This is a genomic window from Streptomyces sp. NPDC033270, assembly GCF_055576575.1.
This window is the reverse complement of the sequence record NZ_JBVIRA010000009.1, coordinates 145,472-170,937: the sequence shown is the minus strand read 5'-3', so window position 1 is coordinate 170,937 and position 25,466 is coordinate 145,472. Positions and strand designations below refer to the sequence as shown.

The following is a 25,466-nucleotide window of genomic DNA, read 5'->3' as shown; positions in this document are numbered from 1 at the left end:
CATGATCGGCCTGGCGCCGCCGGAGCACGATCCGGACGCCCCGCAGACCCTCACCACCCTGCCCGTCGGCTCACCGGCGACCGTACGCGGCTACGTGCGCGGCCTGATCCGCCGTCACCGCCGGGAGTTCACGGTGCTGGTGGCCGTGAACGCCGCCGCGGTCATCGCCTCCATGGCCGGGCCATATCTGCTCGGCGGCGTCGTCGAGAAGCTGGCCGCGGGCAGCCGGGACCTCCAGCTCGGGCGCACCCTCGCCCTGTTCACCCTCGCCCTGGCCGTCCAGGCGGTCTTCGTGCGCATGGTGCGGCTCCGCGGCGCGATGCTGGGCGAACGCATGCTGGCGGATCTGCGCGAGGACTTCCTCGTACGGTCCGTGGCGCTGCCGCCGGGCGTCCTGGAGCGGGCCGGGACCGGCGATCTGCTGTCGCGGATCACCACCGACATCGACCGGCTCTCCAGCGCGATGCGCGAGGCCGTACCGCAGCTGTCCATCGGTGTGGTGTGGGTGGGGCTGCTGCTCGGCGGGCTCACCGTCACCGCGCCGCCGCTCGCGCTGTCCGTACTCGTCGCGCTGCCGCCGCTGGTCCTCGGCTGCCGCTGGTACTTCAAGCGGGCGCCGGGCGCCTACCGTTCGGAGGCCGCCGGATACGCCGCGGTCTCCGCCGTACTCACCGAATCCGTCGACGCCGGCCGCACCATCGAGGCCCACCGCCTGGGCGGGCGCCGCATCGCCCTGTCGGAGGACCGCATCCGCGCCTGGACCCAATGGGAGCGCTACACGCTCTTCCTGCGCTCGGTGCTCTTCCCCGTCATCGACCTGACGCATGTGCTGCTGCTGGGCGCGGTGCTGCTGCTCGGCGGGGCCTTCGTCCTCCAGGGCTGGATGACCCCGGGGCAGCTGACGACGGGGGCGCTCCTCGCGCAGATGATGATCGAGCCGGTCGGCATGATCCTGCGCTGGTACGACGAACTGCAGGTGGCCCAGGTGTCCATCGCCCGGCTCGTCGGCGTCCGCGAGATCGAACCGGAGGCGGCGGACACCGGGCGGTCCCCCGACGGTCGTGACGTCCATGCCGACGATGTGACCTTCGGCTACCGCGCCGGCGTCGACGTACTGCGCGAGGTGTCACTGCGGATCCGTCCGGGGAGCCGACTGGCGCTGGTCGGGCCGTCCGGCGCCGGCAAATCGACGCTGGGCCGGCTGCTGGCCGGGATCTACGGTCCCCGCCGGGGCAGCGTCACGCTGGGCGGGGCGGAGCTCTCCACGATGCCGGCCGAGCGGGTGCGCGAGCAGGTGGCGCTGGTCAATCAGGAGCACCATGTCTTCGTGGGCTCGCTGCGCGACAACCTCCGGCTGGCGCGTACGGGAGCGACCGACACCGAACTCTGGGCGGCGCTCGGCGCGGTGGACGCGGCCGAATGGGCCCGGGCCCTGGACGACGGCCTCGACACGGAGGTCGGGTCGGGCGGTCACCCACTGACCCCCGCCCAGGCCCAGCAGATCGCCCTGGCCCGCCTGGTGCTCGCCGACCCGCACACGCTGGTCCTCGACGAGGCGACCTCGCTCCTCGACCCCCGGGCGGCGCGCCACCTCGAACGCTCCCTGGGCAGGGTGCTGGACGGCCGCACGGTGGTGGCCATCGCCCACCGCCTGCACACCGCCCACGACGCCGACGTGATCGCCGTCGTCGAGGACGGCCGCATCAGCGAACTGGGCAGCCACGAGGAACTGGTCGCGGCCGAGGGGGCGTACGCGGCGCTGTGGCGGTCCTGGCACGGGTGACTCGGCGGCCCGGGCCCGTCTGGCGGGCGCATCGGGCGGGAACCGGGGTGCGGCGCCGCGCTGCGGATGGTGCGGGCCGACCACGGCACGTCCGTCAGAACACGTCCGTCAGAAGCAGCCGATGCCAGAAGCAGGCGACGCCAGAGACCGCCGACGTCAGAGACCGCCGACGTCAGATATAGCCGAGTGCGCCCAGGGCGCCGACCCCGCCCAGCACCATGAACACCGGCATCAGCACCTTCAGCTCCACCCAGCTGCCGGCCTTGAAGCGCATGGCCTTCGGCGGCCCGACCGGGTACCAGCGCTTACGGCCTATCGGGATGGGCCACAGCACGGGGCACCCCGAGACGGTCAGCGCATCGCCGATGTCATGCACCAGCGCGCCGAGCACGATGGGCAGGCCCAGCCACAGGTACTGCTGCCCCGGTTCGGTGAACAGCCAGCTCGCGCCGTTGCCCGGCTGGTCGAGCACCCCGGCCAGGATCCAGGCCGAGGCCGCGCCCAGCAGCCACACCAGCACATCGCTGGAGACCCGGGCGGCCCGCCACAGCAGCCCCTCGATGGCCAGCACCATATGGACGAAGAGGATGCCGAGTACGGCCCAGCGGCCGCCCTGCATCGCCAGCAGCGACATCCCGCCGCCGACCAGCACGGCCCACACCCAGGTGTGGGTGAGCGTGCGGTGCCCCCCGTTGCGGCTGGAGTCGCCGCGCATCTTGGTCGCCTTGTAGACCGCGTGCGAGAGGGCGTCGACCACCTCGCACAGGATCCGCGACAGCGGGCCGAACGCCCGCGAGATGGTCGCGGACTTGTGGTCGAGGTCCGGGGCGAGCGCCGCTCCGGCACATATCAGCGCTCCGCAGACGAGCACCGGCCAGGGCATCGGATGCTCGGTGGCCGCGGCCGCCGCGCCCACCCCCAGCCAGGCCGCAGCCCCGGACAGCGAGTGCGCCGGTCCCATCATGGTCGTTCCCACCCCTTGTTCTGCCGCGTCGCGTGTCCTGTGCGTCGCGCGCTCGGTGACCGCGCCTCTGACGCCCGGTCGGCGACTCAGCGTAGCGTCAGATGATCTCCGTACGAGGACCGGGTGACCCGGCCCCCACCCCCGTTCGGGTGCCGTTGCCCTTCCTCCTCGGCCCGGCCTCCCCCACCCGGTCGGGATCTCCCCCGGACACCCCGCCCGCCCCGCATCGAGTGATCTCCACCACCTCGCGGCCTCGGCCCCGCACCGCGGGGACCAGCGGCGACAACAGCACGTCCACGGCCAGGTACGGAATGTGAAGGCATTGCGCGGATGTCTTCGTGAGTGCCGCGACCGCCGACGACCCCGGCGCCGCACAAAGGAGCCTCCCGCCCGCGCCGAGGCCCCGTCCGCTCCGGGCGGCCAGTCACCGGGCAACGACTCCTTACGCCCACATTTCCGCAGGTCAGAGCAGAAGAAGTGACTTTCTGAGGCGAGCCGGCCGATGGCTTGGACGGCAGAGCGCGACCCCGGGACGCTCGGACCACCGCCCAGACGATCTTCGACAGCTCCCTCTTCCGGTCGCCGGTTCCCTGATCCGGGCCCGAGGCAGGCAGTATGGGGGCGTGACCCTCATCGATCATCTGCCGAACGACGCCGACCCCGATGCCCTCTTCGAAGCCTTTTCGGGCTGGGCCGAGCAGCAGGGCATCTCGCTCTACCCTGCCCAGGAGGAGGCGCTGATCGAGGTGGTGTCGGGAGCGAACGTCATCCTGTCCACCCCCACCGGCTCCGGCAAGAGCCTGGTGGCGGCCGGCGCGCACTTCACCGCTCTCGCCAACGACCAGGTCACCTTCTACACCGCGCCCATCAAGGCGCTGGTGTCGGAGAAGTTCTTCGATCTGTGCAAGCTGTTCGGCACCGAGAACGTCGGCATGCTCACCGGCGACGCATCGGTCAACGCCGACGCGCCGGTCATCTGCTGCACCGCCGAGGTCCTCGCCTCGATAGCGCTGCGGGACGGCAAGGACGCCGACATCGGCCAGGTCGTGATGGACGAGTTCCACTTCTACGCCGAGCCGGACCGCGGCTGGGCCTGGCAGATCCCCCTGCTGGAGCTGCCGCAGGCGCAGTTCATCCTGATGTCGGCGACGCTCGGCGACATGTCGCGCTTCGAGGAGGACCTGACCCGGCGCACGGGGAAGCCGACGACGGTGGTGCGCTCGGCGACCCGGCCGGTGCCGCTGTCGTACGAGTACCGGACCACGGCGATGACGGAGACGCTGACCGAGCTGTTGGAGACCCGCCAGTCTCCCGTCTACATCGTGCACTTCACCCAGGCCGCCGCCGTGGAGCGGGCGCAGGCGCTGATGAGCATCAATATGTGCACGCGTGCCGAGAAGGACGAGATCGCCCAGCTCATCGGCAACTTCCGGTTCACCACCAAGTTCGGCCGGAACCTCTCGCGCTACGTCCGCCACGGCATCGGCGTGCACCACGCCGGCATGCTGCCGAAGTACCGCCGGCTCGTCGAGAAGCTCGCACAGGCGGGCCTGTTGAAGGTGATCTGCGGTACGGACACGCTCGGCGTGGGCGTCAACGTCCCGATCCGCACGGTGCTGTTCACCGCGCTGACGAAGTACGACGGGTCGCGGGTGCGGACGCTGCGGGCGCGGGAGTTCCATCAGATCGCCGGCCGCGCCGGCCGGGCCGGTTTCGACACCGCGGGCTTCGTGGTCGCGCAGGCTCCCGAGCATGTCGTGGAGAACGAGAAGGCGCTGGCGAAGGCGGGCGACGATCCCAAGAAGCGCCGCAAGGTCGTACGCAAGAAGGCGCCGGAGGGCTTCGTCAACTGGGGTGAGAACACCTTCGAGAAGCTCATCGCTTCCGACCCCGAGCCGCTGACCTCCCGCTTCAGGGTGACGCACGCGATGCTGCTGTCGGTCATCGCCCGGCCGGGCAACGCCTTCGACGCGATGCGGGGGCTCCTGGAGGACAATCACGAGCCGCGCAGGAACCAGCTCCGGCACATCCGGCGGGCCATCGCGATCTACCGGTCGCTGCTGGACGGCGGGATCGTCGAGCGGCTCCCCGAGCCGGACGCGGAGGGCCGGATCGTCCGGCTGACCGTCGACCTCCAGCAGGACTTCGCGCTCAACCAGCCGCTGTCGACCTTCGCGCTGGCCGCGTTCGACCTGCTCGACCCCGAGTCGCCGTCCTATGCGCTGGACATGGTCTCGGTCGTGGAGTCCACGCTGGACGATCCGCGGCAGATCCTGGCCGCCCAGCAGAACAAGGCCCGGGGCGAGGCGGTGGCCCAGATGAAGGCCGACGGCGTCGAGTACGAAGAGCGCATGGAACGGCTCATGGACGTCGAGTACCCCAAGCCGCTGGAAGAGCTGCTCTTCCACGCCTACGGGCTGTACCGCAAGAGCCACCCCTGGGTCGGTGATCACCCGCTGTCGCCGAAGTCGGTCATCCGCGACATGTACGAACGCGCCATGACCTTCACGGAGTTCACGTCCTTCTACGAGCTGGCGCGCACCGAGGGCATCGTGCTGCGCTACCTGGCGAGCGCGTTCAAGACGCTGGACCACACCGTGCCGGACGACCTGAAGTCCGAGGACTTTGAGGACATCATCGCCTGGCTCGGCGAGATGGTGCGGCAGGTCGACTCCAGCCTGCTCGACGAGTGGGAACAGCTCGCCAACCCCGAGGAGGAGACCGCGGACCAGGCGCAGGAGCGAGCCGATCAGGTCCGCCCGGTCACGGCCAACGCGCGGGCGTTCCGGGTGCTGGTGCGCAACGCGATGTTCCGGCGGGTGGAGCTGGCGGCGCTGGACAAGGTCGAGGAGCTCGGCGAGATGGATGCCGAGTCCGGCTGGGACGCTGAAGCCTGGGGCGACGCGATGGACGCCTACTGGGACGAGTACGAGGAGCTGGGCACGGGTCCGGACGCCCGCGGCCCGAAGCTGCTGCAGATCCAGGAGGATGCCGAGCACGGACTGTGGAAGGTGCGGCAGACCTTCGCCGACCCGAACGGTGATCACGACTGGGGCATCTCGGCGGAGGTGGATCTGGCCGCCTCCGACGAGGAGGGCCGCGCGGTGGTGCGGGTCACGGATGTGGGTCAGTTGTAGGGCGGGCATGCCCTAGGGTCTGTCCGATGGGTCAGGGTCGGAAAGGCCGCGGCCATGACCCATCGGACAGGCCCTAGGACGACGGCTTCACCCGAGGCCGTCGAGGACGCGACGGAGGGCCACCGGTCATGACCAATCCCGCCGAGAGGCTGGTCGATCTGCTGGATCTCGAACAGATCGAGGTGAACATCTTCCGGGGCCGCAGCCCGCAGGAGAGCCTCCAACGGGTCTTCGGCGGCCAGGTAGCGGGCCAGGCGCTGGTGGCCGCCGGGCGGACCACGGAGGGTGACCGCCCGGTCCACTCGCTCCACGCGTACTTTCTGCGGCCGGGCCGGCCGGGGGTGCCGATCGTGTACCAGGTCGAGCGGGTACGCGACGGGCGGTCCTTCACCACCCGCCGGGTCGTCGCCGTCCAGGAAGGACGCACGATCTTCAATCTGACCGCCTCCTTCCACAAGCCGGAGCCCGGCTTCGACCATCAGTTGCCGATGCGCCGGGAGGTGCCCGGCCCGGAGGACCTGCCGACGGTCGCGGACGAGGTCCGCGAGCACCTGGGCGGCCTGCCCGAGGCGTTCGAGCGGATGGCGCGCCGGCAGCCCTTCGACATCCGCTATGTCGACCGGCTGCGCTGGACGCCGGACGAGATCGAGGGTGCGGAGCCGCGCAGCGCGGTGTGGATGCGCGCGGTCGGCCCCTTGGGTGACGATCCGCTCGTCCACACCTGCGCACTCACCTATGCCAGCGACATGACGCTGCTGGACGCCGTCCGCATCCCGGTCGAGCCGCTCTGGGGGCCGCGCGGCTTCGACATGGCCTCGCTCGACCACGCGATGTGGTTCCACCGTCCGTTCCGCGCGGACGAGTGGTTCCTCTACGACCAGGAGTCGCCGATCGCGACGGGCGGCCGAGGCCTGGCCCGCGGCCGGATCTACGACCGGGAGGGCAGACTTCTGGTGTCGGTAGTGCAGGAGGGGCTCTTTCGTCCTCTCTGAGGGGCTCATTCGTCCCGTCCAAGGACGTGGCTGCCTACGCTCGTCCCATGGACTTCAACATCACCGCGGCGGAGGAAGCGCTCGTACTCCACGTCGCCGCCCTCGTGCGCGCCGACCGCTCCCCCACCGATGACGACCTGGCGGAGGAGATGGGCGACGAGGTCCGGCCCCTCCTTCAGTCCCTCCTCGAGAAGGGCTGGCTGGTCGTCGACAGGGAGCGGGCACTGACGCTGTCCACGATCGCTCGGGCCGCTGTGACGAACCGGCGGGATGTCGAGGGGCCACTGGCGTGACGGACGCCTGCGCACTCTGCCCCGTCGCCACCTCCAGCTCCAGGTCCAGCTCCATCTGCATCGCCGTCGCCGTCGCCGCGATCGGCTGACAGATCGTTTCCTCACCACCCACAAGGAGGACCGTCGGCGTATCGGTGCGCAGGTGGGGAAAGTTGTCGCCGGACATACCAACCACCTTGCACAAAGGGATAGTTAATGCGCCGATTCGCCACTGTCGCCCTCGGAACCATCGCGCTCTTCGGGGTCCTCGCCACCCCGGCCCAGGCAACCACCGGACCCGCCGCCGACCAGGCTTTCACCCTCGTCGGCCACGTGTGGGGCCTCGTCGCACCGGCGAGCGTCACCGAACACGCCGCGAACGCCGCCATCGAATCCAGTAAGTGACGACAAGGATCACACCGTCTTCGCAGCGGCTGGCACTATGAGTTGACGCCATGTATTGACGCCATCAGTTGATCTGCCTGAAGACGAGGGGACCGCGAGGTTGAGACCCGGGCGTGGACTCGGCCTCGCGGTTCCGCGCGAATGCGGTCAGTGCAGAGCGGACTCACCTACCACCGTAGCTCGCCTACGGCTGTAGCTCGTCTGCGCGCTCTATAGGCCGCGGCCTTGACGCGGTTGCCGCACTCGTCCATCCCGCACCAGGTGCGCCGGGCACCGCGCGAGCGGTCGAGATAGATACGAGTGCAGCGGGCGCGACCACACTCCTTGAGACAGGCGTGCGGGTCGGCGAGCACGGCGATGCCGCTTCTGGCCACTTGGGAGAGCGCGGCGTGCAGGTCCCCGGACATCTCCAGTCCTGCGTCGCTGAGCTTGATCGTGGGCACCGGCCCGGCGGCCGCGTCGTTGACGATTTCGAGGCCGCCCGGATCGAAGGGCCGATCGAGCACGCGGTCGAGCGCAAGCCGGTAGAGCGCCTCTCGCAGTGACAGCGCGGACTCGAAGGTGGCGACGTCGGCGGTAGCCCGGCCAGGGAGCTCTTCACATTCGGCCACCCAACGCTCCAGGTCCGCGGGCGCGGCCAGGGCGTCGACGGGCTCGTCTCGACGGGACAGCACGGTGCCGGCCAGATCAAGGGCCGGGTTTCCGCTGACGAATGCGAAATTCACGTCACCATCTTGACCGGTGACGCACCGGATGGCAACGTCGTCACCTGTTGAGATGGTGACGGCGAGTGCGAACGGAATGAACGGGACGAACGGGAGGAAGCGTGGTCGGGATCCGCGACATCGAGGCCGTCGTCTTCGACGTCCTCGGCACACTGGTCGACGAACCCGGCGGGCTTCGGGCGGCAATTCGCGAGGCCGCGCCCGCGTCCGACGGTGCCTGTGTCGACGAGCTGCTCACCTTGTGGCAGCAGCATGTCGAGGTCGAGCAGCAACGCATGGCGCAAGGGCATCGCGCGTACGTCAACACCGAGATCATCGACGGGGAGGCCGCTCAACGGGTGGCCGACCATGCCGGACTCACCGATCCGGCGGCCATCGCCCGGCTGGCCACAGCGAGTCAGCGACTGCCGCCCTGGAGCGACTCTGTCGCCGGTCTCGACCGGCTCGCGCGGCACCTCCCCGTGCTGGGCCTCTCCAACGCCGGCCGTACCGCCCTGCTGCGACTCAACGCACATGCCGGGCTGCGCTGGCATCAAGCCCTGTCCGGCGAAGCCGTCCTGGCCTACAAGCCGGCACGGGAGGTCTACCAGCTCGCCGTCGAAACCGCCGGATGCCCACCAGAAGGCATCCTCATGGTGGCCGCCCACGCCTGGGACCTGCGCGGAGCTCAGGCGACGGGCATGCGGACCGCCTATGTCCGGCGACCGGCCGGGGATCCGCCGACGAGTTCCGACGTCTTCGACTGGCGGTGCAACGGACTCGACGAACTGGTCACCGCGCTGACGGCGCAATAGCCGGGCGATCCGCATTCCGCCGAGCGGACACACTGCGCTCACACCTGCCGCATTGACGGCGACTCCTTCCGTTTTCCGTGCCGGACCGGGCGAGTTACGCTCAAGGTAATTGGGGCCGACACGGCTGATCGTGGAGGTCGGCATGGATGTCACGGTGGGAACCTTCAACCTCAACAATCTCTTTTCACGGTTCAACTTCCAGGCCGAGATTGAACAGATCCATCCGGTCGGACCCGACGGCGAGCTGACCTCGAAGTATGTGTTCGACGACCCCGAGAAAGTGCGGGTCCGCACGTACAAAGGCAAGCTGGTCAAGGGAAAGGACCCCGCGGAGCAGAAGTTGATCGCCGAGCGGATCAAGGCGATGGACCTCGATGTGCTGGCCGTTCAGGAGGTCGAGGACATCGACACCCTGCGATACTTCGCCGCTCAACATCTTGATAATGCCTACAGGTTTCTTTCGCTGATCGAAGGCAACGACCCCCGGCTGATCGATCTGGCCCTGCTCTCCAAATTCCCGGTGGGTGCGGTCACCTCATGGCAGCACGCCTCCCACCCCGAGGCGCCCGGCGAGCGAGTATTCAGCCGGGACTTGCTGGAGGTGGACATCCTGGATCCGCACGACACCGATCGGCGTCTGCTGACGCTCTTCAACAATCACCTCAAGAGCAAGTTCGTCGAGCACGGAGTGGACCCTGAGGAGGGCAAGGCCGCGGCCGATGCCCGCAGGCACCGGCAGGCGGAGTCGATCGCCCGTATAGTCGCCGCACGCACCCGCCCCGACGGGCGTTTCATCGTGCTGGGGGACATGAACGACTCCCCGGACGCGCCGACTCTCGCCCCGCTGGCCACCTCTGCGCAGCTGAGCCTGACGGAGGCACTCGCGCATCCTCAGGAGACCCGAGCGCCCAAGCCCGACGATCCGCCGCCACCCGCTTCGGGGTCGTGGACCCATCGGTTCAAGGCGGCCGGGCAGAACGCCCAGTACGAGCTGTTCGACCAGATCTGGCTGAGCCAGAGCCTCACCTCGCAGCACAAGAGCTCACATATCGACCGGCGCACCCGACACGGCGGTGACGGCTCCGATCACGACCCCGCCTGGGTCGTTCTCGATTTCTAGCCGCTGCCGGCCGCCTTTCTCGCTTCGGAGTGATGACCCATGCCACTGAAGAACTACGGAGTTCTGGCGTGCCGGGCCGTCGAGCGGCGCCGCGAGGGCGCCCCCGACGAGACCCCGCATTACCAGATGCACCTCACCGACGACGCCGGCACCCATTACCGGGCCGCGATCAACGTCAAGTCCCAGCAGCGTCCGCCCGATCTGCTCTTCGTGACCGATGAGAACTTCCACCATCCCGTGACCGGGCAGCTGCCCGCGGCCGGCAGCGGATGGAATCTCCTGGCGTCGCAGCCGGGCACGGCCAGCCTGGACTTCATCCGCGGCAATCTCTTCCCTCCTGACGCGGTACGGCCGCTGCCGCCCGATCTGCCCGGCCTGGACAACGACCTGGAGGACATGCTGGACCATCACGTGGAACGAGCCATCGCCGACTCGAATACGGAGATCTATCTCTTCGGAGAGCGCTACGGGCCCGAACCCAACGAACCTGACAAGGTGTTCGGCTTCCTGCCCGGCAACGGTGTCCACGAAATTCACATGAACCAAGGCAGCAGCGGACAGTTCCGTCCCAGCAACGGAGTCTGGCAGGACGGCGGGCTGCTGCTGCACTTCCCCGCCGAAGCGCGCTGGGTCGCCGTCTTCCTGGCGTTCCAGTCCCAGGTATGGCACACCGACGAGCGCACCGGCCACCCCCTCACCGCCGCACCGCCACGGCCCGTCACGCGTGACGCATCGGTGCGCATCCTGGCCGCGCTGGTCAACCCCACCGGGCCGGCACCCGAGCGCGAGACCGTCACGCTCCTCAACGCCTCCCCGGTCACCATCGACCTCGACGGCTGGCGCCTCGCCGACCAGCAGGATCACCTGCTGCCGCTGCCGGCGCAGCCGCTCACCGCCGGCGCCACCCTCGCTGTCGCGGGCGGCAACGAATTCCAACTCGGCAACCACGGCGGGTCGATCACGCTCCTCGACCCTGCCGGGCTCAAGGTCGACGGCGTCTCGTACACCGAGGAACAGGCCCTGCGCGAGGGCTGGACCGTCTCCTTCTGACATTCGAAGGTGCGTTTCGCGCTTCGTCCGCTGCATTGGCTTCGTTCGCTGCATTGGCTTCATTCGATGCGGTTTCGCGTTTCGTTCGCTGCATTGGTTTCGTTCGATGGCGTTGCAGGTGATCCAGGAGCGGGCGCGCTGTGCCGCACCACAGTGCGCCCGCCGGTGCCGCGCGGCGGGGTTCGGTCTCGGCTCGGGCGGCGGCCTTGGGAGCGTCCGGCGCGACGGCGGGGGCGGCGGGGGCAGCGGACACCCGCGCACCCGTCAGGAGATGCACCGTGAAAGTCCTGCAACCCACGCTGGCGAAGGTGCCGTGGGTACTCGCGGCGCTGGCCCTCACGATCGGCGTGCTGCTGGACCTCATCGCGCCCGAGCCGTACACGGGACTCCCGCTGCTGGCCGCCGCACCGCTCGTGGCGGGCGCCACGCTCTCCTTCCGCGCCGCGCTCGCCGTCGTGTGTGTCACCTGCGTGGTCTCGGTGGCGGTGGACATCGAACGCCGACGCCCAGCGACGCCCTTGCTCGTCGATCTGGCCGTCGTCGGCCTGATCGGCGTGCTGGCTCTGGGGGTCAACCGGCTCATTGTGCGGCAGGGGCGGGATCTGGCACTGGCCAGGGATGTCGCGGAGGCAGTCCAGCGGGCGGTGCTCCCGCACCCGCCGAGGGAGGTCGGGCCGCTGGACGTGGCCGCGGGGTATACAGCGGCACAGGCCGAGGCACGGATCGGCGGTGACTTCTACGCGGTGCAGGAGACACCGTTCGGAGTGCGGATGATCATCGGGGATGTGCGGGGCAAGGGCATCGCGGCGGTCGCCGCCGTGTCGGTCGCGATCGGAGCGTTCCGTCAGGAGGCCGAGTACGCCCCCACCTTGGTCACGCTGGGAGAGCGGATGGACGAAGCGATGGCCAGGGCAGCGGCCCGTGGCGGTCCAGTGACCTCCACGGAGGGCTTCACCACCGCCGTGCTCGCCGAGGTGTCCGCCGACGGCGAGGTGCTGAGCCTGGTGAACCGCGGACATCCGCCTCCGTACCTGGTGCACGAAGGGCATTTCGTACCGCTCGACCCGGCCGTCCCACAGCTGCCTCTCGGGGTGGGCCTCGGCGATATCGCTCCCCCCGGCCCCGTATCCGTCGACACGCTGCGACTGCCGCCCGGTGCCTCCCTCCTGCTGATCACCGACGGTGTCACCGAGGCGCGGGACAGCCGGGGGGCCTTCTACGACCCGGTCCGCTCGGAGCGCATGCGCAGGTCGTTCAAAGATCCGGAGACGCTGGTCGATGCCCTCACCAAAGACGTCGGCCGCTGGACCGAAGGCAACCGCGAGGACGACATGGCCATCCTGGCCGTCACCCGACGCCGCCTTTCCCGCCCCACCTGACCAGGAAACGAGCAAGGGTGTCGCCGCAGGGGGCGGGGCGGGGGCCCGCTCGGCACCGGCAGCCTGCCGAACGCGGGAGAGGCTCAGCCGGCGTCCGGGGCCGGTTGGCCGCCGGACGGGCGTGACAGCATGCGGCCATGCCTCTCCCGCACCCCGACGGCGATTACGCGATCACCGCGATGTACTCCGTACCCGATGACGCCTGGTACTTGGAACTGGACCTCGTGGCCGGGCAACGCAGCCTTGTGACCGCGATCGTCCCCGACGAGGACCCGGCACGGGAGCCGACGGTGTGTTTCCACCCTCATGGGCCACACCTGGACGTTCCCTACGAGGTCATGCGCTGGTTCATGGAACAGGTCGAGGAAGAGATCCGCACGTCCCGCGCCTGGATGCGGCTGCGTCCCGAGCTTGTCGAGATCATTTACCAACTGCGGCAGGAGTACCTGGGGGTCATCGACGATGACGACTTTCGTCATGTCCTGGCGGAGGTGCGCACCGAAGTCCCCGAGGCAGACCTCCCCGCCGTCCTTGAGGCAGCCTTCGGGCGGAGGCCCGACGGCACCACCGTGGACCAGTGACAAGCACTACGGTCGCCAGGCGACCAACGACGCAGAACCAAGGCGCCGCCGCCTGTCCGGCTGTCCGACTGTCCCGAAATGCCCGTAGGGGCACCCGCCGTTCCTGACTCGGATCCCAGCTCGGCAAGGACCGCCGCGTGGTCGGACGACCAAACGCCATTCACCGCCCGGTCTGAGGCGTCGAAGAAGACATGGCCGGGGGCGGCGGTTGCCGTTTTTGCCGTTTTGTAGCCGCCGAACAGCCGGACCTCGTCGGAGTCCGGCCATGCGTTGAAGTCCCCCGTGATCACAGGCGGGAAGGCGGTCCCGGTTCGATGGGCCACGACGAACTCCGCGAGCACTCCGACCTGTTCGCAGCGCACCGCAGAGGCGTCAACGGCTGAGGACGGCGTTGCCCGTGGCGCGGGCACTTTGCCCGTCCCGTGAGCACGAGATGGCGCAGGCAGCGATACCCACCAGGGCGCCATGGTCACCGTTCTGCGGAACCGCCTGCGGCACACCCGGCCCATATGACCCGGGATGGTCCGGGCACATCTGCGCAGCCGCGGTCAGGTGTCCTCGGGGTCCAGCTCGAACGTGAAATAGACGCTCAGTGTGTCTACGAGTCGCCAGAGGCCGGCCCTCTGAGCACGACGCCCGGTAGGACCACCGCATGCCCGGAACGGTTGCCTCTGCCGAACAGCGGCAAGCTGGCAGCCTGGCGGTTTGCCCCACGGCCGCCGAAGGTCGGTCGCCGACAGGCTTACGATCAGCCGGCCGCACCCGGGCCACTTCCGAAGCGGAACCCCAGAGCCTTCATCAACTCCGTCACCAGGTCCTCCGCGAGCGGGTCCGCCTCGGCCGCGAGTACCGCGGCCACCGCGTCAGAATCAGCTTCACGGCCGGCTTCTCTTGCCCATGCCACGGCAGGCCCAACCGCCATCGTGTTCCGCTCGGTTATCTCCTCTGGAGCTCCGTAAGAGTCCCGCGCTGTCTGCGGTGACAGCACGCATTCCCACCTCTGCCCCTGCGGGCTCGTCGCTTCTACCGCCACCACATCACTGTCAAACACATGGGCGACGAGCACCGGAGCCCGGGTCTCTTCGATGATTGAGTCGGCAGGTCTTCCACCGCCATGAAGTTGCACCATCTGCCACACACCATCCTGGGCGGACCAACACCTCTCGCCGCCCGCCTGGTTCATCGCAGGCAACTCCGTCAGAGGTCTGTCGCTCCGGGCTATCACGAAAGATCCAAAGAATCCCATGGGCGGAGACCGTAGACCCCACCACTGACAGACCCCACGTTCGTCCCGTCGGGGCTGGTGCGGGCTGTCGGGGCCGGGTCCGACCGTCGGGCTCGGATCGGACCGTCGGGGCCGCTTCGGACCGTCAGGTCCCGACGGCTCACCGCCGATCGGCGCACCGGCGGAAATTCCCTACCGTGGTGGCCGGAAAGGGCGGAGACTCCTCTCATGGCTGACATGGGGTCGTTTCGGGAAGCGGTCATGGCGTGGGCGGCCGGTGGTCCCGGCGACCCCGCGCGCGAGCTGGCCGCGCGGCTGCCCGTCCGGGCAGTCGTCCTGCTCGAAGGGCCGAGCGACGCCGCAGCGGTCGGCGCGCTGGCCGCGAGCCGCGGCCGGAACCTGGCTGCCGAAGGAATCTGTGTCCTGCCGATGGGCGGGGCGATGAACGTCGGGCGCTTCGCCCGCCTCCTCGGGCCACCCGGCCTGGGCGTGCGCCTCACGGGGCTGTGCGACGAGGCGGAGCGTCGCTATTACGCCCGCGGCTTGGAGCGGGCCAGTGCGGCAGAGCAAGGGTTCTTCGTCTGCGCGGCGGACCTGGAGGACGAACTCATCCGCGCGCTGGGCGTGACACGCGTGGCGGAGCTCGTCCGGGCGGAGGGCGACCTGCGCGCCCTGCAGACCTTCCTGCACCAGCCCGCCCAGCAGGACCGCACCCCACAGCAGCAGTTGCGGCGCTTCCTCGGCACGAAGAAGGGGCGCAAGATCCACTATGGCCGCGCCCTCGTCGAGGCCCTCGACCCCGACCGCGTACCCGCCCCACTCGACGGCCTCCTCACCAGTCTCTGACCGCTGGGCGATGTCCCTCTCGGCAGAAGCAGCCGGGCGGCGAGCCCGGCGGTCTCCGTAGTGAGTGGCAACCGCTCGTGCGCGCTTCAGTCACCACGCCTGTCGCTCCCCGACAAGAACGGCAGCCGCAGCCGCTCCGACCCGGCGCCTGTCAAATCACCCCGCCCCACAGCCAGAGCAACGAGCAGCGCGGTTGGGGTGTACCAGCGCTTACGCTCACGCAATGGATCGTGACGAGAAGACGGCGCATCTGGAGTGGTGGGCCAACCAGCGCACATGCCTGGCCCACATTCCCGTCAGAGTGACGGCCACCGCCAACGCAGGTAAGTGGGAGGCCGTGATCTCACCTCCCCTCGACCAAGATGCCTACGAAACCCTGAAACAGCTCATCGACACGGACGACCCCTGCTTCACCCTTCGCTTCGACGACTCCGCCGTCGACGTCCAGACGGAGGGCCTCGACGACGGCGGTCACCTTCGGCTGGCTGCCATCCCCACGTCTTCATCGCCTTGAGCCCCGCGAGCCCGCGAGCCCGCGAGCCCGCAATGATCGACAGGCCGCCGGGTCCACTCCGTGAAGCACCGGTGCGCAGCCGGTTCCGGAAGAGCCGAAGACCCGGGGAAGCTGCTGGCCAGGTGCAGCAGCCCTCGTGGCCACGGAAATGATCGCCACTACTCCCTGCGGCTGGTCCCACGGCATTCGCCGAGCCGCGCGACTTGCGACCCTTCCGCCCCGACTCTCGCGTGGTGATCTTGGCCCTCAGCAGCCTCGCATGCGCTCTCATCTGCTGCTTCAGAGAGGCCAATTGAGGTGGCTGGTAAGTGTTCCCGATCGAAATCGGGTCGCCGGCGCACCCCCGCACTGAAGGCATCAAGGCAGTACCTCCGGCCCCGGGTTCCCTCGTTGCGCGGTCGTCGGTCAGCGGGTGGCGCTGCGTGAGAGGGAGACGGGCCCTGGGCGGGTGGTGGTTGGCGCGGTGGTGGGTGTCCTGGGCCGGGCCGGGTTGTCGTTGCGGGCTTGTTCCAGGGCTCGGGTGAGGTGGATGCGGTACCACATCACCTCGTCGAAGTCGTCCGCTGTCAGTACGCGCTCGTAGGCTTCCCGGGCCGCTGGTGTTGCGGTGATGACCGACGCGAGGGTGGGCCTGAGCCGGCGGAGCAGGGAGCGTTCCAGTGGGTTCTCGGCCACCGAGGCCAGTTCTTCCGGGGGGAGTACGGCGGCGATCACCGCTGCGGACTCCCAGGGGTCCTCGGTCTGGCCCATCAGCTGGCCGACCCTTCGGCTGCGCCACTGGCGCGCCCGCCGGTCCTGTCCGTTGTCGAGCATCACCCGCATCGCGGTGGGGATGTTGCCGCGCAGCAGATCCGGTTCTCGGTCGGCGAAGTCGGTGACCTCGGAGGCGAGATAGAGCCAGACCACCGCGCCGTAGCGGTTCACATAGAACCGGACGGGGCCGAAGCAGCCGGCTCGGGTCAGGCGCAGGACGCGGCCGGGGCCGATGCCCATCAGGGCCGCGGCCTCGGTCGTGCCGACCGTGCGGATGCGCTCGCGGAGAGCGTCGGGGAAGCCCGGCTCGGCCTGCAGCCGGGCGACCTCCTCCGCCGGGACCCGGCGCCGGCCGGGTGCTCCGGCGCCGCCCGGTCGGCCGTCGCTGTCGGCGGCCGGGATCGTTCGTACTTCTCCGAGCTGGGTGGCGAGCTCGAACTCGCCGGTCCTCAGCTCCAGTTCGCGGGCTGCTCGCCCCATCGCGAGCGTCTGCCGCCCGTCGCACATCACTGTCATGTCGGTTCCCCCGCAACTCGGTCGATCACTGACAGTGACGACCATAGCCGCAGTCAATGACAGTGCGTCAACCTCTCCCGCCGACCTGTGGATAACTCTCCGGCCGGCGGAGCGCGACGCCCAGATGCTCCCCGACACGATTGACCAGCAGGGTCATCTCGTAGGCGATCTGGCCCAGATCGGCGTCGGCGCCGGCCAGCACGCACAGGCAGCTGCCGTCCCCCGCAGCCGTCACGAACAACACTCCGTCGTCAAACTCGATCATGGTCTGGCGCACCCGCCCGACACCGAAGTGGAGTGCCGAGCCCTTGGCCAGGCTGTGCAGTCCCGAGGCGACGGCCGCGAGGTGCTCGGAGTTCTCCCGCCCCAGCTCCTCGCTCGCGCCGGTCACCAGCCCGTCAGTGGAGAGCACCAACGCGTGCCGTACCTTCTCCACCCGTTTGGTCAGGTCGTCCAGCAGCCAGTCGAGTCCGCTGCTCAATGCCATGTGCCGCTTCCTCCCCGTATCCCCGTCCGCGCGCCCGGCCGGACGGCAGGCGCGCGGTCCGTCCGCAGCCTGCCGTGCCAGCCTGTCCCACCTCCGCCGTCTCGGCAAGCGGCCCTGCGGTCCGGCGCGCCACACGGCGCGAGTTCGTGCGGCACCGGGAGGATGCCGGTATGGGACACAAGATGAGCAAGGACGAGTGGCAGCGGTTCCTCTCCGAGGGCGCCCGCACCGGCAAACTGGCGACCGTACGGGCCGACGGCGGTCCGCACATCGCCCCCGTGTGGTTCCTCTTGGACGGCGACGACCTGGTGTTCAACACCGGCGCGGAGACCGTCAAGGGCCGCAATCTGGCCCGCGACGGCAGGGTGGCGCTGTGCGTCGACGACGAACGGCCGCCGTTCTCCTTCGCGGTCGTGCAGGGGTCCGCGGAGATCAGCGACGATCTGCCGGAGGTGCGCGACTGGGCGACCCGGATCGCCGCCCGCTACATGGGCGAGGACCGTGCGGAGGAGTACGGCGCCCGCAACGGGGTGCCGGGCGAGGTGGTGGTCCGCGTCAAGATCGACAAGGTCGTCGCCGTCGCGGCGCTCGCGGACTGAGGACACCGGGCGGCACCAGCCGTCCGGTGTCCGCGCCGGATCGGGCCGCGGCTCAACCCACCGGCGCCGGCACCCTGGCGGAGTGCCGCCGCCCGGCGTGCTCGACGAGCCGGACCAGGACTTCCTTGCCCGAGTCGCGATCCCTCGCGTCGCAGAGCACGACGGGAGTGCCGCGGTCCAGGTCCAGCGCGCGGGCGACCTCGTCGGCACCGTAGGACCGTGACTCCGCGAAGCAGTTGACGGCCACCAGGAAGGGGATCGAGCGGCGCTCAAAGTAGTCGACCGCGGGGAAGCAGTCCTGCAGTCGACGGGTGTCGGCCAGTACCACGGCTCCCAGTGCGCCCTCGGACAGGTCGTCCCACAGGAACCAGAAGCGGTCCTGTCCCGGGGTGCCGAAGAGGTACAGGGAGAGCCCCTGCCTGATGGTGATGCGGCCGAAGTCCATCGCCACCGTGGTGGTGGCCTTCCGCCCTACCGGTCCGGTGTCGTCGACCGCCTCGCCCGCCGCGGTGAGCCCTTCCTCGGTGCGCAGTGGGCGGATCTCGCTCACCGCCCCCACCAGGGTGGTCTTGCCCGCGCCGAAGCCGCCCGCGACTAAGATCTTCAGGGTCAACTCGGGGTCGGGGACCGGGGCTGCGCCGTCCGGGGCCCCTAGTGCGGCGTTCATCGGCCGTCTCCTCCAGGATGCAGGTCCTGCGCGTCACGGGGTATACGGATGCATGGCTCGACGAGGGGAGCCTGGCGGCGGCAGAGCGCCGCGCGAATCCATGGCGAGGACCGTACCTGGCGCCGACCGGGATGTCCGCCCGTTCGCCAAAGCCGTCGTCTTCTTCGATCAAGAATCCCACCGACCCTGATTTCCATGGTAGTTGGGTCGTACGTTCGTTCCCCGCGGCGGTGGCCCATGGGAGATCATGTCTCCATGACGCAACAACAGGAACGTGAGGAGCTCGGACCGGCCGCCGCCGCGAACACCTCGGCCGGCTCCGTGGAACGCAACGGCATCGATCCGGTACCGGACACCGAGCGGCACGGCACGCCCCGGTCCCTGTTCTGGCCATGGGCCGCATCCGGGCTGTCGCTGCTGTGCATCGCCTACGGGATCTACCTGATGGGCCTCGGCCTCAGTCCCTGGCAGGCGATCGCCACCGGGGCCCTCGGCTATGTGCTCTCGTTCCTCCTGGTGGGGCTGGTCTCGGTCGCCGGTGCCCGTACGGGCGCGCCCACCATGGCGATCGGCCGGGCGTCCTTCGGACTGCAGGGCAACAAGCTGCCCACTTTATTCAGCTATGTCTCCAACGTCGGCTGGGAGACCGTGCTCGTCGCGCTCTCCTCCCTGGGCGGCGCGGTGATTCTGGCGCGGGTCGCGCCCGGCACCTTCGCCCAGGCCGACGGGCGGACGCCGACCACGGCGGCGCAGGCGGTCTGCTTCGCGGTGACGGCGGTCGCGGTGGTGGTCGTCGGCATCTACGGACACGCACTGATCATGAAGGTGCAGAAGTATCTGACCTGGGCCGTCACCGTACTGACCGTGGTGTACATGGCGCTGATGGCCGACCGCGTCGAATGGTCCGCTCTGGGGGACGGCCGCTCGGGCGACCTCGGCACGTTCGTCGGCGGCGTGGTGTTCGCGATGACGCTCCTGGGGCTGGGCTGGGTCAACTGCGGCGCGGACTACAGCCGCTATCTGCCGCGTACGAGCAGCGGGCGGGCGATCACCGGGTGGACCACGCTGGGCGGGGTGCTGCCGCCCCTGGTACTGCTGGTCTTCGGCGTGCTGCTGAACGCCGGTGATCCCAAGCTCGCCGAGGCCGCGGCCGCCGACCCGGTGGGCGCCCTCGCGGCGGAGCTGCCGACCTGGTTCCTGGTGCCGTATCTGCTCACCGCCATCGGGGGCTTCGCCTCCGGAGCGATCATGGACATCTACAGCTCGGGCATGTCGATGCTGGCGCTGGGCATCCCCGTCCGCCGGCACCTCGCGGTCCTGGTGGACGGTGTGCTGATGGCCGTCGGCGGCTGGTACGTCCTGTTCGTCTCGCCCAGCTTCTTCGCCACGTTCCAGGCGTTCCTGTCGATCATCGGGGTGGCGATGGCCGCCTGGACGGCGGTCTTCCTGGTGGAGCAGTGGCGCCGCCGCCACACCGGTTTCGACCTGCGAAACGTACGGTCCCTGGGCTGGCCGGCGGTGCTCTCACTGATCGTCGCCACCGTCGTCGGGCTGGGCCTGATCACCTCGGCGGACCCCCACATCGCCCGGGCCGTAGGCTTCCTGCTGACCGACAGCGCCGCGAAGGGCACGCTGGGCGCCATGAACCTCGGCGTCGTAGTGGCGCTGGCCGTCGCCGGCGTCCTGTACGCCCTCACCGCCCCCCTCGCCGCCCGGCGCACCCCGCCCGAAGGAACACCATGACCGACCACCACGCCGACCGGCCGCACGAGGTCCGGGCGTTCTTCGCGGCCCGCGCCGCCGGCTGGGACGCCAAGTTCCCCGACGACGGTCCCGCCTATGCGGCGGGCGTCGGCGAACTGGGCCTGCAGGAGGGCGACCGGGTGCTGGACGCCGGCTGCGGCACCGGGCGGGCGCTGCCCGCGCTGCGAAAGGCCGTGGGCCCGCGCGGCGCGGTGCTGGGCGCGGACCTCACCCCGGAGATGCTGCGGGCCGCCGTACGGGCCGGGCGCGGCCGGCATGCGGCGCTGCTGCTCGCGGACGCGGCCCGGCTGCCGCTGCCCCCGGCCTCCCTGGACGCGGTCTTCGCCGCCGGCCTGATCTCCCATCTGCCGGACTCGGCGGGCGGGCTCGGCGAACTGGCCAGGGTCGTACGCCCCGGTGGCCGGCTCGCCCTCTTCCACCCCATCGGGCGGGCCGCCCTCGCCGCGCGCAAGGGCCGCCCGCTCACCCCCGACGACCTCCGGGCCGAGCCGAATCTGCGTCCCCTCCTGGCCGGGAGCGGCTGGGACCTGACCCGGTACGAGGACAAGGACGACCGCTATCTTGCGCTGGCGGTCCGCCGGGGCTGAGCCCGGCCACCGGGCCCGTGGTTCAGGACGCCGCCGGGCTCTCCCCATGGGGGACCGGGCAGCCGCCGGTGCGGCGGGAGGCGGGGAAGGTGCCCAGTTCGGCCACCCGGAAGCCGTTCGGATAGCCCTTGATCTCGGGGTTCTGGCGGGCGTAGTGCGGGGTGCGGCGGGGCGGCAGCAGCCGTACGGCCTTGGCGCGCAGCTTCAGGGCGCCGCGTACGGCCTTTTGGACCGCCGGTTTGGGCCGCTCGTAGCGGAAGGCGTCCAGCAGCGCGTCGTCCAGGAGGGCCTTGCTCGCGCCGCGCACCACCGGGGCGAGCGGTCCGTACCAGCCCGCCATCAGGTCCAAGGTGGCGTCCGACACCCGTCGGGCGCCCTCGTCCCAGCCGAAGTGTGCCGCCTCGTAGGCATCGAGGCACCGCTCGAAGTCCTCGTAGGTCTGCGGGAGTTCGGCGATGCCCATATGGCTGCCGAGGGTGCGGTAGTAGGCGGCGACGGCACGCTGTTCATGCTGGGTCAGGCGCCGCCAGCCGTATGCGTCGAGCCAGCGCTTGGGCACCACCACGAAGGTGCACAGGACATAGCGCATGTCGTCGTTGGTGATGTCGTAGCGGCGGTGCATCTGGTTGATACGGCGGATCGCCGTCCGGCCGTCCTCGCCGTCGAAGCCGTGCTCCAGGACGGCGTCCAGAAGGAGGGCGGTGTCGTCATAGCGCTTCTGGGTGCGGTCCGTCAGTTCGGCCGTCTGCGCCAGTAACCGGCCGATGCTGGGCACGGCGTAGGTGCGGTACAGCGCGAGTTCCAGGGCCCTGGTGATGTCCCAGGGAAACTCGTGCGTCGCGATGATGCGGTAGATCCGCAGGAAGTCGCGCTCCGGGTCGAGCCGCCGGATCTCCTTGAGCCAGTCGTAGCGCCGCACCTGGCACCTGTCCCTTCGATCGCCGAAAGGGCAATTTTAGGGGTGGGCAAGGGGGTTGAAGGATGGCGGCGGCCGCCAGTTCCGGCGGCGTATGGCCGGATTCCGTCGCCTCGGGAGCCGGTTTACGTCGCCTCAGGAGCCGGTTTACGTCGCCTCAGGAGCCGGTTTACGTCGCCTCAGGAGATCGCCGTGGGGTCCGCCACGGCCAGCGCCCGCCGCACCGGCATACCGGTGCGCCCGGCCAGCGCCAGCCGCTCACGGACCTCGCGCGGGGCGCGCGGGCGGTAGCCGGGGCCCGTACCGCAGCAGCCCCCGTGGAACGTCAGGCCCGCGCGCAGTACCGCCTCCAGAGCGCGCCAGCCCGCCACGTCCCGCCGCTTGGGGACCGCCAGCTCGGCGCCCGCGTCGATCAGCTCGCCGCGGCACTGCGGGCAGTGTCCGGGGCCGGGCCCGGTCGGCGTCCTCTTCCACGCGGTCCGGCAGCCCAGGCACACGAAGTGCATCCGGCGGCTGTAGAAACACATAGGCGCAGCGTAGGGCTGGTGACAAGCCGCTACCAACCCCATTAGGGTGCGCCGACATACTGAGCCACGGACCGGGATGGGGAGGCCTCGTGCCCACGACCGAGAGCGCCGACGACGACCAGTTGTTCGTGCTGACGGCGGTGCTGCTGACGCCCGCGCAGTTCCCGAACTGTGCGAAGCAAGGGACGACAGCCTCGACCCTACCGTCCGCAAGTCGACGACAGTACGGAGAGGCGCTGTGACCAGGCATGATGAGGCTCAGGACGATCAGCTCTACGTCCTGACCGCCGCTCTCCTGACCCCAGCCACCTTCCCGGCCGTACTGGGCAACGACTACCCGGAAGCCTGTGCGGTGCTCGGCCTGACTCCGATCGCGGACGGGTACGGCCTGGTCCTTGGGCAGGACGGCGACGGAGCGCGGTGGACCGTGGTCGTGGATGACGTGTCCCTCGTAGCCGTAGCCATCTCCTCATGGGACTGCGGCATGGAGTACGACCTGTCGCCGGACGAGCACTCCATCGTGGCCGGGCTCCCAGGCTGGCCGCTCCCCCTCGCCGTGGCGGCTCCGGGGGTACCCGCCCCGCACGACCCAGAGCCAGACGTTGATGATCCCGACGCCCGGCCTCTCGCACCACCTGACGCAAGCACCTGGGGCCCAGCACAGCGGCGGCTCGGTGCCGACGAGATTGCTTTGCAGTGGGCGACCTGGCGATCGCAGATCGACGACACAACCTTCGCCACCGATACCGACGCTGATGCGGCAGCCGGCGAGGGCGCAGGCAGGCCCAGCGGTGTCCGCCGGGTGCTCACCGAGGCCAGCGCCTACATCGACAACCCTCCGCCCATCGGGCGTGTCCGATCCGCCTTCGCCACCGAGGACGCTCGTACGCTGCGCGCTGACGGTCCCGGCTGGTCGCTGGTCGCCAGGACCGACGACATCGCGTTCGTGCTGCTGGATGAGGAACCCGGCGAGGTGCATCCGGTAGGCCGTGGGGCCGAGCTGCCCGGCCTTTTGGAAGCGCTGGACAAGATGGCGGTGCGACCGTCCTGACGCGGAATTCCGGCAGACACAACGAAGCCCCCGGGATCGCGTCCTCGGGGGCTTCTTCGTGGCTGTGAAAGCTACGGCTTCCAGTCGTCGCGGTAGTCGCGGTCTCCCATGTCGCCGAACGGCCTGGCGACCTCAAGCATCAGCTCGCCGAGCACTGTGGCGTTGGCATTGTTGCCAGCGTTGCACGAATAGCAGTCTCGGCACGGACGGGTGGTGGTGTCGTCCAGAACCGCCTACTCGTTGCTGACGCCGTTGCCGCTGAGAACCGGGATGTCGTCGAGGAGGTGCGAGATCGGCTCATCGCCATTGGCCGGGGTTGAGTTGTCGGCGCACTGCTGGTTCTGTGGCGCGGACAGGATGGGGATGTCCTGGACTGCGACGATGTTGACCAGGCCGATCAGTTGCTGAATGTTGGCTTTGATGGGAATGCCCAGGCAGAGCTTGTTCAGGCTGTCCGTGACAAGGCTGCCCTGAGGCGACATGTCGCCGCGGGTACCCGAGTTGCCGTATGCGTCCTGGGCGTGGTGGCCATTGACAGTCGCAGTGCCGCTGCCGTGGCCGATGGCTGCCGCCGGGGCGGCGCTGACCGCGCCAAGGGCGAGCACGATTGTTGCTGTTGCGAGTACCTGCTTGATCATTCAGTTCCTTCCGGTTCGGGGAGCAGCCGGTGGGGGGCCGGACGCCTCCTGCCAGCCCGTCTTCGCACGTGTGCGGCTGGCACAGAGGGTCAGCCGATGGCGGTCCCAGGGGAGGCTTGGCAACTCGCATGCGGTGAAACCATATTTACGGCGGATTCCTCCTCGCGGGTGAGGCAAGGGCGGTCGCCGTGTTCGACGCGCCAGACAGGAGCAGGCCCTGTACGCGAACGTCGGCGGACCGGACGTCATGGGAGACCAGCTCGACCACCTCACGGCGGTGATGAGCCTGCCGCCGCGGGTGAGCCTGGGCCTCGTGCCTTCCACGGCCGCCACAGGGATCTGACTTGGTCACTCATTCTCGATGTTCGATGACAGGCTCGTGCTCGTGGAGACGTTTTCCGCCGAACCATCCGTCACGCAGCCGCGCGAGATCGAGCTATACACGAAAGCGTATTCACTGCTCAAGCAATCGGCGGTTTACGGAGAGAGCGCCAGACTGCTCCGGAATGGTGCACGAGTTCGTACACTGAGACGGAGAACTGCGTCGAAGTCGCCGATAGTGACCCGACTCAGGTCCTGGTTCGGGGTACGAAGGACCGAGAGGGGGCCGTTCTCATCCTTACGCCTGCCTCCTGGGCAGATTTCGTGGAATTCAGCAAGACCGTCGTCACCTGAGAGATCCTACCGGCCGGCCACTTCTCGCAAGGAGGGGACATTTCTCTCGGCAACCCCAACGGTCAAGCCCCCCGGGTGCCTTATACTCCGCGTATGGCACAGAAGATCGTCACCATCTATACGGACGACCTCACGGGTGAAGAAACCGAAGAGGCCGCCACCCACGTCCTCAGTCTCGACGGCGTGACGTACGAAATTGACCTGGGTCCTGACAGCTACGAACAGCTGTTGCAGGCCGTCGCCCCGTTCACGAAGGTTGGGCGAAAGGTTGGCAGGACCCGTAAGGCCCACAAGGCCACTGCTGCCGCCAGCCGTGAAGACAGCGCAGCGATCCGCGCATGGGCCAAGGAACAGGGCTACGAGGTCAGCAACCGCGGCCGGGTGCCGGCTGAGGTACGCGAGGCGTACACCAAGGCCCACTGACCGAACAGCGGAAGCCCCTCACTGCCTTGTGAGGGGCTTCCATGCTGCGGCAGAGTCATCCAAACCTCAGACAGAT

General features: G+C 69.4%; 27 protein-coding genes and 2 pseudogenes. 20 read left to right on the top strand and 9 right to left on the bottom strand.

Annotated features, from left to right (window positions below; all coding sequences use genetic code 11):
- Nucleotide 1: 1 nt before the first annotated feature.
- Nucleotides 2-1,783 (top strand): ABC transporter ATP-binding protein, encoded by a 1,782-nt coding sequence (locus tag ACZ5XZ_RS15730; RefSeq protein WP_468978103.1) that lies wholly within the window; start codon nucleotides 2-4, stop codon nucleotides 1,781-1,783.
- Between the two features lie 172 nt (nucleotides 1,784-1,955).
- Here the strand turns inward: ACZ5XZ_RS15730 and ACZ5XZ_RS15725 are convergent, their stop codons facing one another.
- Nucleotides 1,956-2,747 carry a metal-dependent hydrolase gene (locus ACZ5XZ_RS15725; protein ID WP_468978101.1) on the bottom strand — a complete coding sequence of 264 codons (792 nt, stop codon included), beginning with the start codon at nucleotides 2,745-2,747 and terminating at the stop codon, nucleotides 1,956-1,958.
- A gap of 623 nt (nucleotides 2,748-3,370) precedes the next feature.
- On the opposite strand from ACZ5XZ_RS15725, the gene ACZ5XZ_RS15720 reads away from it, so the two are divergent.
- The 4 genes from ACZ5XZ_RS15720 to ACZ5XZ_RS15705 all read left to right on the top strand — a co-directional run bounded on the left by ACZ5XZ_RS15720 (nucleotide 3,371) and on the right by ACZ5XZ_RS15705 (nucleotide 7,553).
- Entirely contained in the window at nucleotides 3,371-5,884 is a 2,514-nt protein-coding gene (locus ACZ5XZ_RS15720; protein WP_468978099.1) for a DEAD/DEAH box helicase, read from the top strand.
- A gap of 128 nt (nucleotides 5,885-6,012) precedes the next feature.
- Nucleotides 6,013-6,876, top strand: a complete 864-nt coding sequence (locus tag ACZ5XZ_RS15715; RefSeq protein ID WP_468978097.1) for an acyl-CoA thioesterase — start codon at nucleotides 6,013-6,015, stop codon at nucleotides 6,874-6,876.
- Nucleotides 6,877-6,923: 47 nt separating this feature from the next.
- Complete coding sequence (locus tag ACZ5XZ_RS15710; RefSeq protein WP_468978096.1) at nucleotides 6,924-7,169, top strand: hypothetical protein; 246 nt, start codon at nucleotides 6,924-6,926, stop codon at nucleotides 7,167-7,169.
- Between the two features lie 195 nt (nucleotides 7,170-7,364).
- A complete protein-coding gene (locus ACZ5XZ_RS15705; RefSeq protein ID WP_468978093.1) occupies nucleotides 7,365-7,553 on the top strand; it encodes a hypothetical protein in 189 nt (62 codons plus the stop codon).
- A gap of 167 nt (nucleotides 7,554-7,720) precedes the next feature.
- Here ACZ5XZ_RS15705 and ACZ5XZ_RS15700 read toward each other — a convergent pair whose 3' ends face one another.
- On the bottom strand, nucleotides 7,721-8,278 hold the full coding sequence (locus tag ACZ5XZ_RS15700; protein WP_468978092.1) for a CGNR zinc finger domain-containing protein: 558 nt from the start codon (nucleotides 8,276-8,278) through the stop codon (nucleotides 7,721-7,723).
- A gap of 101 nt (nucleotides 8,279-8,379) precedes the next feature.
- Between ACZ5XZ_RS15700 and ACZ5XZ_RS15695 the strand changes: the two genes are divergently transcribed.
- The 5 genes from ACZ5XZ_RS15695 to ACZ5XZ_RS15675 all read left to right on the top strand — a co-directional run bounded on the left by ACZ5XZ_RS15695 (nucleotide 8,380) and on the right by ACZ5XZ_RS15675 (nucleotide 13,202).
- Nucleotides 8,380-9,072 carry a haloacid dehalogenase type II gene (locus tag ACZ5XZ_RS15695; RefSeq protein ID WP_468978090.1) on the top strand — a complete coding sequence of 231 codons (693 nt, stop codon included), beginning with the start codon at nucleotides 8,380-8,382 and terminating at the stop codon, nucleotides 9,070-9,072.
- 142 nt (nucleotides 9,073-9,214) lie between these two features.
- Nucleotides 9,215-10,192, top strand: coding sequence for an endonuclease/exonuclease/phosphatase family protein (locus tag ACZ5XZ_RS15690; protein ID WP_468978087.1), 978 nt, complete (start codon nucleotides 9,215-9,217; stop codon nucleotides 10,190-10,192).
- A 39-nt stretch (nucleotides 10,193-10,231) separates the two neighbouring features.
- Nucleotides 10,232-11,242, top strand: coding sequence for a DUF2278 family protein (locus ACZ5XZ_RS15685; RefSeq protein ID WP_468978085.1), 1,011 nt, complete (start codon nucleotides 10,232-10,234; stop codon nucleotides 11,240-11,242).
- 278 nt (nucleotides 11,243-11,520) lie between these two features.
- On the top strand, nucleotides 11,521-12,621 hold the full coding sequence (locus tag ACZ5XZ_RS15680; protein WP_468978084.1) for a PP2C family protein-serine/threonine phosphatase: 1,101 nt from the start codon (nucleotides 11,521-11,523) through the stop codon (nucleotides 12,619-12,621).
- Nucleotides 12,622-12,758: 137 nt separating this feature from the next.
- Nucleotides 12,759-13,202, top strand: coding sequence for a hypothetical protein (locus ACZ5XZ_RS15675; RefSeq protein WP_468978083.1), 444 nt, complete (start codon nucleotides 12,759-12,761; stop codon nucleotides 13,200-13,202).
- On the opposite strand, the pseudogene ACZ5XZ_RS15670 reads toward ACZ5XZ_RS15675, so the two are convergent.
- A pseudogene (locus ACZ5XZ_RS15670) lies at nucleotides 13,097-13,588 on the bottom strand (hypothetical protein); the annotation flags it as partial. The gene ACZ5XZ_RS15675 and the pseudogene ACZ5XZ_RS15670 overlap by 106 nt on opposite strands.
- 1,067 nt (nucleotides 13,589-14,655) lie before the next feature.
- Here ACZ5XZ_RS15670 and ACZ5XZ_RS15665 point away from each other — a divergent pair.
- Both ACZ5XZ_RS15665 and ACZ5XZ_RS15660 read left to right on the top strand, forming a co-directional pair.
- Nucleotides 14,656-15,273: a TOPRIM nucleotidyl transferase/hydrolase domain-containing protein gene (locus ACZ5XZ_RS15665; protein ID WP_468978081.1), complete on the top strand. Its 618-nt coding sequence runs from the start codon at nucleotides 14,656-14,658 to the stop codon at nucleotides 15,271-15,273.
- A 223-nt stretch (nucleotides 15,274-15,496) separates the two neighbouring features.
- On the top strand, nucleotides 15,497-15,787 hold the full coding sequence (locus tag ACZ5XZ_RS15660; protein ID WP_468978080.1) for a hypothetical protein: 291 nt from the start codon (nucleotides 15,497-15,499) through the stop codon (nucleotides 15,785-15,787).
- Nucleotides 15,788-16,192: 405 nt separating this feature from the next.
- On the opposite strand, the gene ACZ5XZ_RS15655 is transcribed toward ACZ5XZ_RS15660, so the two are convergent.
- Nucleotides 16,193-17,056: a DUF6397 family protein gene (locus ACZ5XZ_RS15655; RefSeq protein WP_468978079.1), complete on the bottom strand. Its 864-nt coding sequence runs from the start codon at nucleotides 17,054-17,056 to the stop codon at nucleotides 16,193-16,195.
- Between the two features lie 67 nt (nucleotides 17,057-17,123).
- Nucleotides 17,124-17,543, bottom strand: a complete 420-nt coding sequence (locus tag ACZ5XZ_RS15650) for a roadblock/LC7 domain-containing protein (RefSeq protein WP_468978078.1) — start codon at nucleotides 17,541-17,543, stop codon at nucleotides 17,124-17,126.
- A 170-nt stretch (nucleotides 17,544-17,713) separates the two neighbouring features.
- On the opposite strand from ACZ5XZ_RS15650, the gene ACZ5XZ_RS15645 reads away from it, so the two are divergent.
- Nucleotides 17,714-18,142, top strand: a complete 429-nt coding sequence (locus ACZ5XZ_RS15645) for a PPOX class F420-dependent oxidoreductase (protein WP_468978076.1) — start codon at nucleotides 17,714-17,716, stop codon at nucleotides 18,140-18,142.
- 52 nt (nucleotides 18,143-18,194) lie between these two features.
- On the opposite strand, the gene ACZ5XZ_RS15640 is transcribed toward ACZ5XZ_RS15645, so the two are convergent.
- Entirely contained in the window at nucleotides 18,195-18,809 is a 615-nt protein-coding gene (locus tag ACZ5XZ_RS15640) for a GTP-binding protein (RefSeq protein WP_468978074.1), read from the bottom strand.
- Nucleotides 18,810-19,064: 255 nt separating this feature from the next.
- Here ACZ5XZ_RS15640 and ACZ5XZ_RS15635 point away from each other — a divergent pair, with 255 nt between their 5' ends.
- A complete protein-coding gene (locus ACZ5XZ_RS15635) occupies nucleotides 19,065-20,552 on the top strand; it encodes a purine-cytosine permease family protein (protein WP_468978073.1) in 1,488 nt (495 codons plus the stop codon).
- On the top strand, nucleotides 20,549-21,160 hold the full coding sequence (locus ACZ5XZ_RS15630) for a class I SAM-dependent methyltransferase (RefSeq protein ID WP_468978072.1): 612 nt from the start codon (nucleotides 20,549-20,551) through the stop codon (nucleotides 21,158-21,160). The genes ACZ5XZ_RS15635 and ACZ5XZ_RS15630 overlap by 4 nt, the downstream gene beginning before the upstream one ends.
- A gap of 22 nt (nucleotides 21,161-21,182) precedes the next feature.
- Here the strand turns inward: ACZ5XZ_RS15630 and ACZ5XZ_RS15625 are convergent, their stop codons facing one another.
- Together ACZ5XZ_RS15625 and ACZ5XZ_RS15620 are read right to left on the bottom strand one after the other, a co-directional pair.
- Nucleotides 21,183-22,079: an oxygenase MpaB family protein gene (locus ACZ5XZ_RS15625; RefSeq protein WP_468978069.1), complete on the bottom strand. Its 897-nt coding sequence runs from the start codon at nucleotides 22,077-22,079 to the stop codon at nucleotides 21,183-21,185.
- 176 nt (nucleotides 22,080-22,255) lie between these two features.
- Nucleotides 22,256-22,603, bottom strand: a complete 348-nt coding sequence (locus tag ACZ5XZ_RS15620; RefSeq protein WP_468978068.1) for a hypothetical protein — start codon at nucleotides 22,601-22,603, stop codon at nucleotides 22,256-22,258.
- A gap of 89 nt (nucleotides 22,604-22,692) precedes the next feature.
- Between ACZ5XZ_RS15620 and ACZ5XZ_RS15615 the strand changes: the two genes are divergently transcribed.
- Together ACZ5XZ_RS15615 and ACZ5XZ_RS15610 are read left to right on the top strand one after the other, a co-directional pair.
- A complete protein-coding gene (locus ACZ5XZ_RS15615) occupies nucleotides 22,693-22,845 on the top strand; it encodes a hypothetical protein (RefSeq protein ID WP_468978067.1) in 153 nt (50 codons plus the stop codon).
- Nucleotides 22,842-23,654 carry a hypothetical protein gene (locus ACZ5XZ_RS15610; RefSeq protein ID WP_468978065.1) on the top strand — a complete coding sequence of 271 codons (813 nt, stop codon included), beginning with the start codon at nucleotides 22,842-22,844 and terminating at the stop codon, nucleotides 23,652-23,654. Before ACZ5XZ_RS15615 ends, ACZ5XZ_RS15610 begins: the two co-directional genes overlap by 4 nt.
- 233 nt (nucleotides 23,655-23,887) lie before the next feature.
- Here the strand turns inward: ACZ5XZ_RS15610 and ACZ5XZ_RS15605 are convergent, their stop codons facing one another.
- The gene (locus tag ACZ5XZ_RS15605) at nucleotides 23,888-24,292 is read right to left on the bottom strand and encodes a rodlin (RefSeq protein WP_468978064.1); all 405 of its coding nucleotides are present in this window, start codon (nucleotides 24,290-24,292) and stop codon (nucleotides 23,888-23,890) included.
- A gap of 211 nt (nucleotides 24,293-24,503) precedes the next feature.
- Between ACZ5XZ_RS15605 and ACZ5XZ_RS15600 the strand changes: the two are divergent.
- The 3 genes and pseudogenes from ACZ5XZ_RS15600 to ACZ5XZ_RS15590 form a co-directional block, all read left to right on the top strand.
- Nucleotides 24,504-24,635 (top strand): annotated as a pseudogene (locus tag ACZ5XZ_RS15600) (Scr1 family TA system antitoxin-like transcriptional regulator); the annotation flags it as partial.
- Between the two features lie 65 nt (nucleotides 24,636-24,700).
- Entirely contained in the window at nucleotides 24,701-24,967 is a 267-nt protein-coding gene (locus ACZ5XZ_RS15595) for a DUF397 domain-containing protein (protein WP_468978228.1), read from the top strand.
- A gap of 93 nt (nucleotides 24,968-25,060) precedes the next feature.
- Nucleotides 25,061-25,390, top strand: a complete 330-nt coding sequence (locus tag ACZ5XZ_RS15590) for a histone-like nucleoid-structuring protein Lsr2 (RefSeq protein WP_468978062.1) — start codon at nucleotides 25,061-25,063, stop codon at nucleotides 25,388-25,390.
- Nucleotides 25,391-25,466: the final 76 nt, after the last annotated feature.

Excerpts from the sequence above, each read along its gene's own strand:
- ACZ5XZ_RS15730 (WP_468978103.1), top strand. The coding sequence starts at position 2 with ATGATCGGCCTGGCGCCGCCGGAGCACGATCCGGACGCCCCGCAGACC.
- ACZ5XZ_RS15725 (WP_468978101.1), bottom strand. The coding sequence starts at position 2,747 with ATGATGGGACCGGCGCACTCGCTGTCCGGGGCTGCGGCCTGGCTGGGG.
- ACZ5XZ_RS15715 (WP_468978097.1), top strand. The coding sequence starts at position 6,013 with ATGACCAATCCCGCCGAGAGGCTGGTCGATCTGCTGGATCTCGAACAG.
- ACZ5XZ_RS15710 (WP_468978096.1), top strand. The coding sequence starts at position 6,924 with ATGGACTTCAACATCACCGCGGCGGAGGAAGCGCTCGTACTCCACGTC.
- ACZ5XZ_RS15705 (WP_468978093.1), top strand. The coding sequence starts at position 7,365 with ATGCGCCGATTCGCCACTGTCGCCCTCGGAACCATCGCGCTCTTCGGG.
- ACZ5XZ_RS15690 (WP_468978087.1), top strand. The coding sequence starts at position 9,215 with ATGGATGTCACGGTGGGAACCTTCAACCTCAACAATCTCTTTTCACGG.
- ACZ5XZ_RS15685 (WP_468978085.1), top strand. The coding sequence starts at position 10,232 with ATGCCACTGAAGAACTACGGAGTTCTGGCGTGCCGGGCCGTCGAGCGG.
- ACZ5XZ_RS15675 (WP_468978083.1), top strand. The coding sequence starts at position 12,759 with ATGCCTCTCCCGCACCCCGACGGCGATTACGCGATCACCGCGATGTAC.
- ACZ5XZ_RS15665 (WP_468978081.1), top strand. The coding sequence starts at position 14,656 with ATGGCTGACATGGGGTCGTTTCGGGAAGCGGTCATGGCGTGGGCGGCC.
- ACZ5XZ_RS15660 (WP_468978080.1), top strand. The coding sequence starts at position 15,497 with ATGGATCGTGACGAGAAGACGGCGCATCTGGAGTGGTGGGCCAACCAG.
- ACZ5XZ_RS15655 (WP_468978079.1), bottom strand. The coding sequence starts at position 17,056 with ATGACAGTGATGTGCGACGGGCGGCAGACGCTCGCGATGGGGCGAGCA.
- ACZ5XZ_RS15650 (WP_468978078.1), bottom strand. The coding sequence starts at position 17,543 with ATGGCATTGAGCAGCGGACTCGACTGGCTGCTGGACGACCTGACCAAA.
- ACZ5XZ_RS15645 (WP_468978076.1), top strand. The coding sequence starts at position 17,714 with ATGGGACACAAGATGAGCAAGGACGAGTGGCAGCGGTTCCTCTCCGAG.
- ACZ5XZ_RS15640 (WP_468978074.1), bottom strand. The coding sequence starts at position 18,809 with ATGAACGCCGCACTAGGGGCCCCGGACGGCGCAGCCCCGGTCCCCGAC.
- ACZ5XZ_RS15635 (WP_468978073.1), top strand. The coding sequence starts at position 19,065 with ATGACGCAACAACAGGAACGTGAGGAGCTCGGACCGGCCGCCGCCGCG.
- ACZ5XZ_RS15630 (WP_468978072.1), top strand. The coding sequence starts at position 20,549 with ATGACCGACCACCACGCCGACCGGCCGCACGAGGTCCGGGCGTTCTTC.
- ACZ5XZ_RS15620 (WP_468978068.1), bottom strand. The coding sequence starts at position 22,603 with ATGTGTTTCTACAGCCGCCGGATGCACTTCGTGTGCCTGGGCTGCCGG.
- ACZ5XZ_RS15605 (WP_468978064.1), bottom strand. The coding sequence starts at position 24,292 with ATGATCAAGCAGGTACTCGCAACAGCAACAATCGTGCTCGCCCTTGGC.
- ACZ5XZ_RS15590 (WP_468978062.1), top strand. The coding sequence starts at position 25,061 with ATGGCACAGAAGATCGTCACCATCTATACGGACGACCTCACGGGTGAA.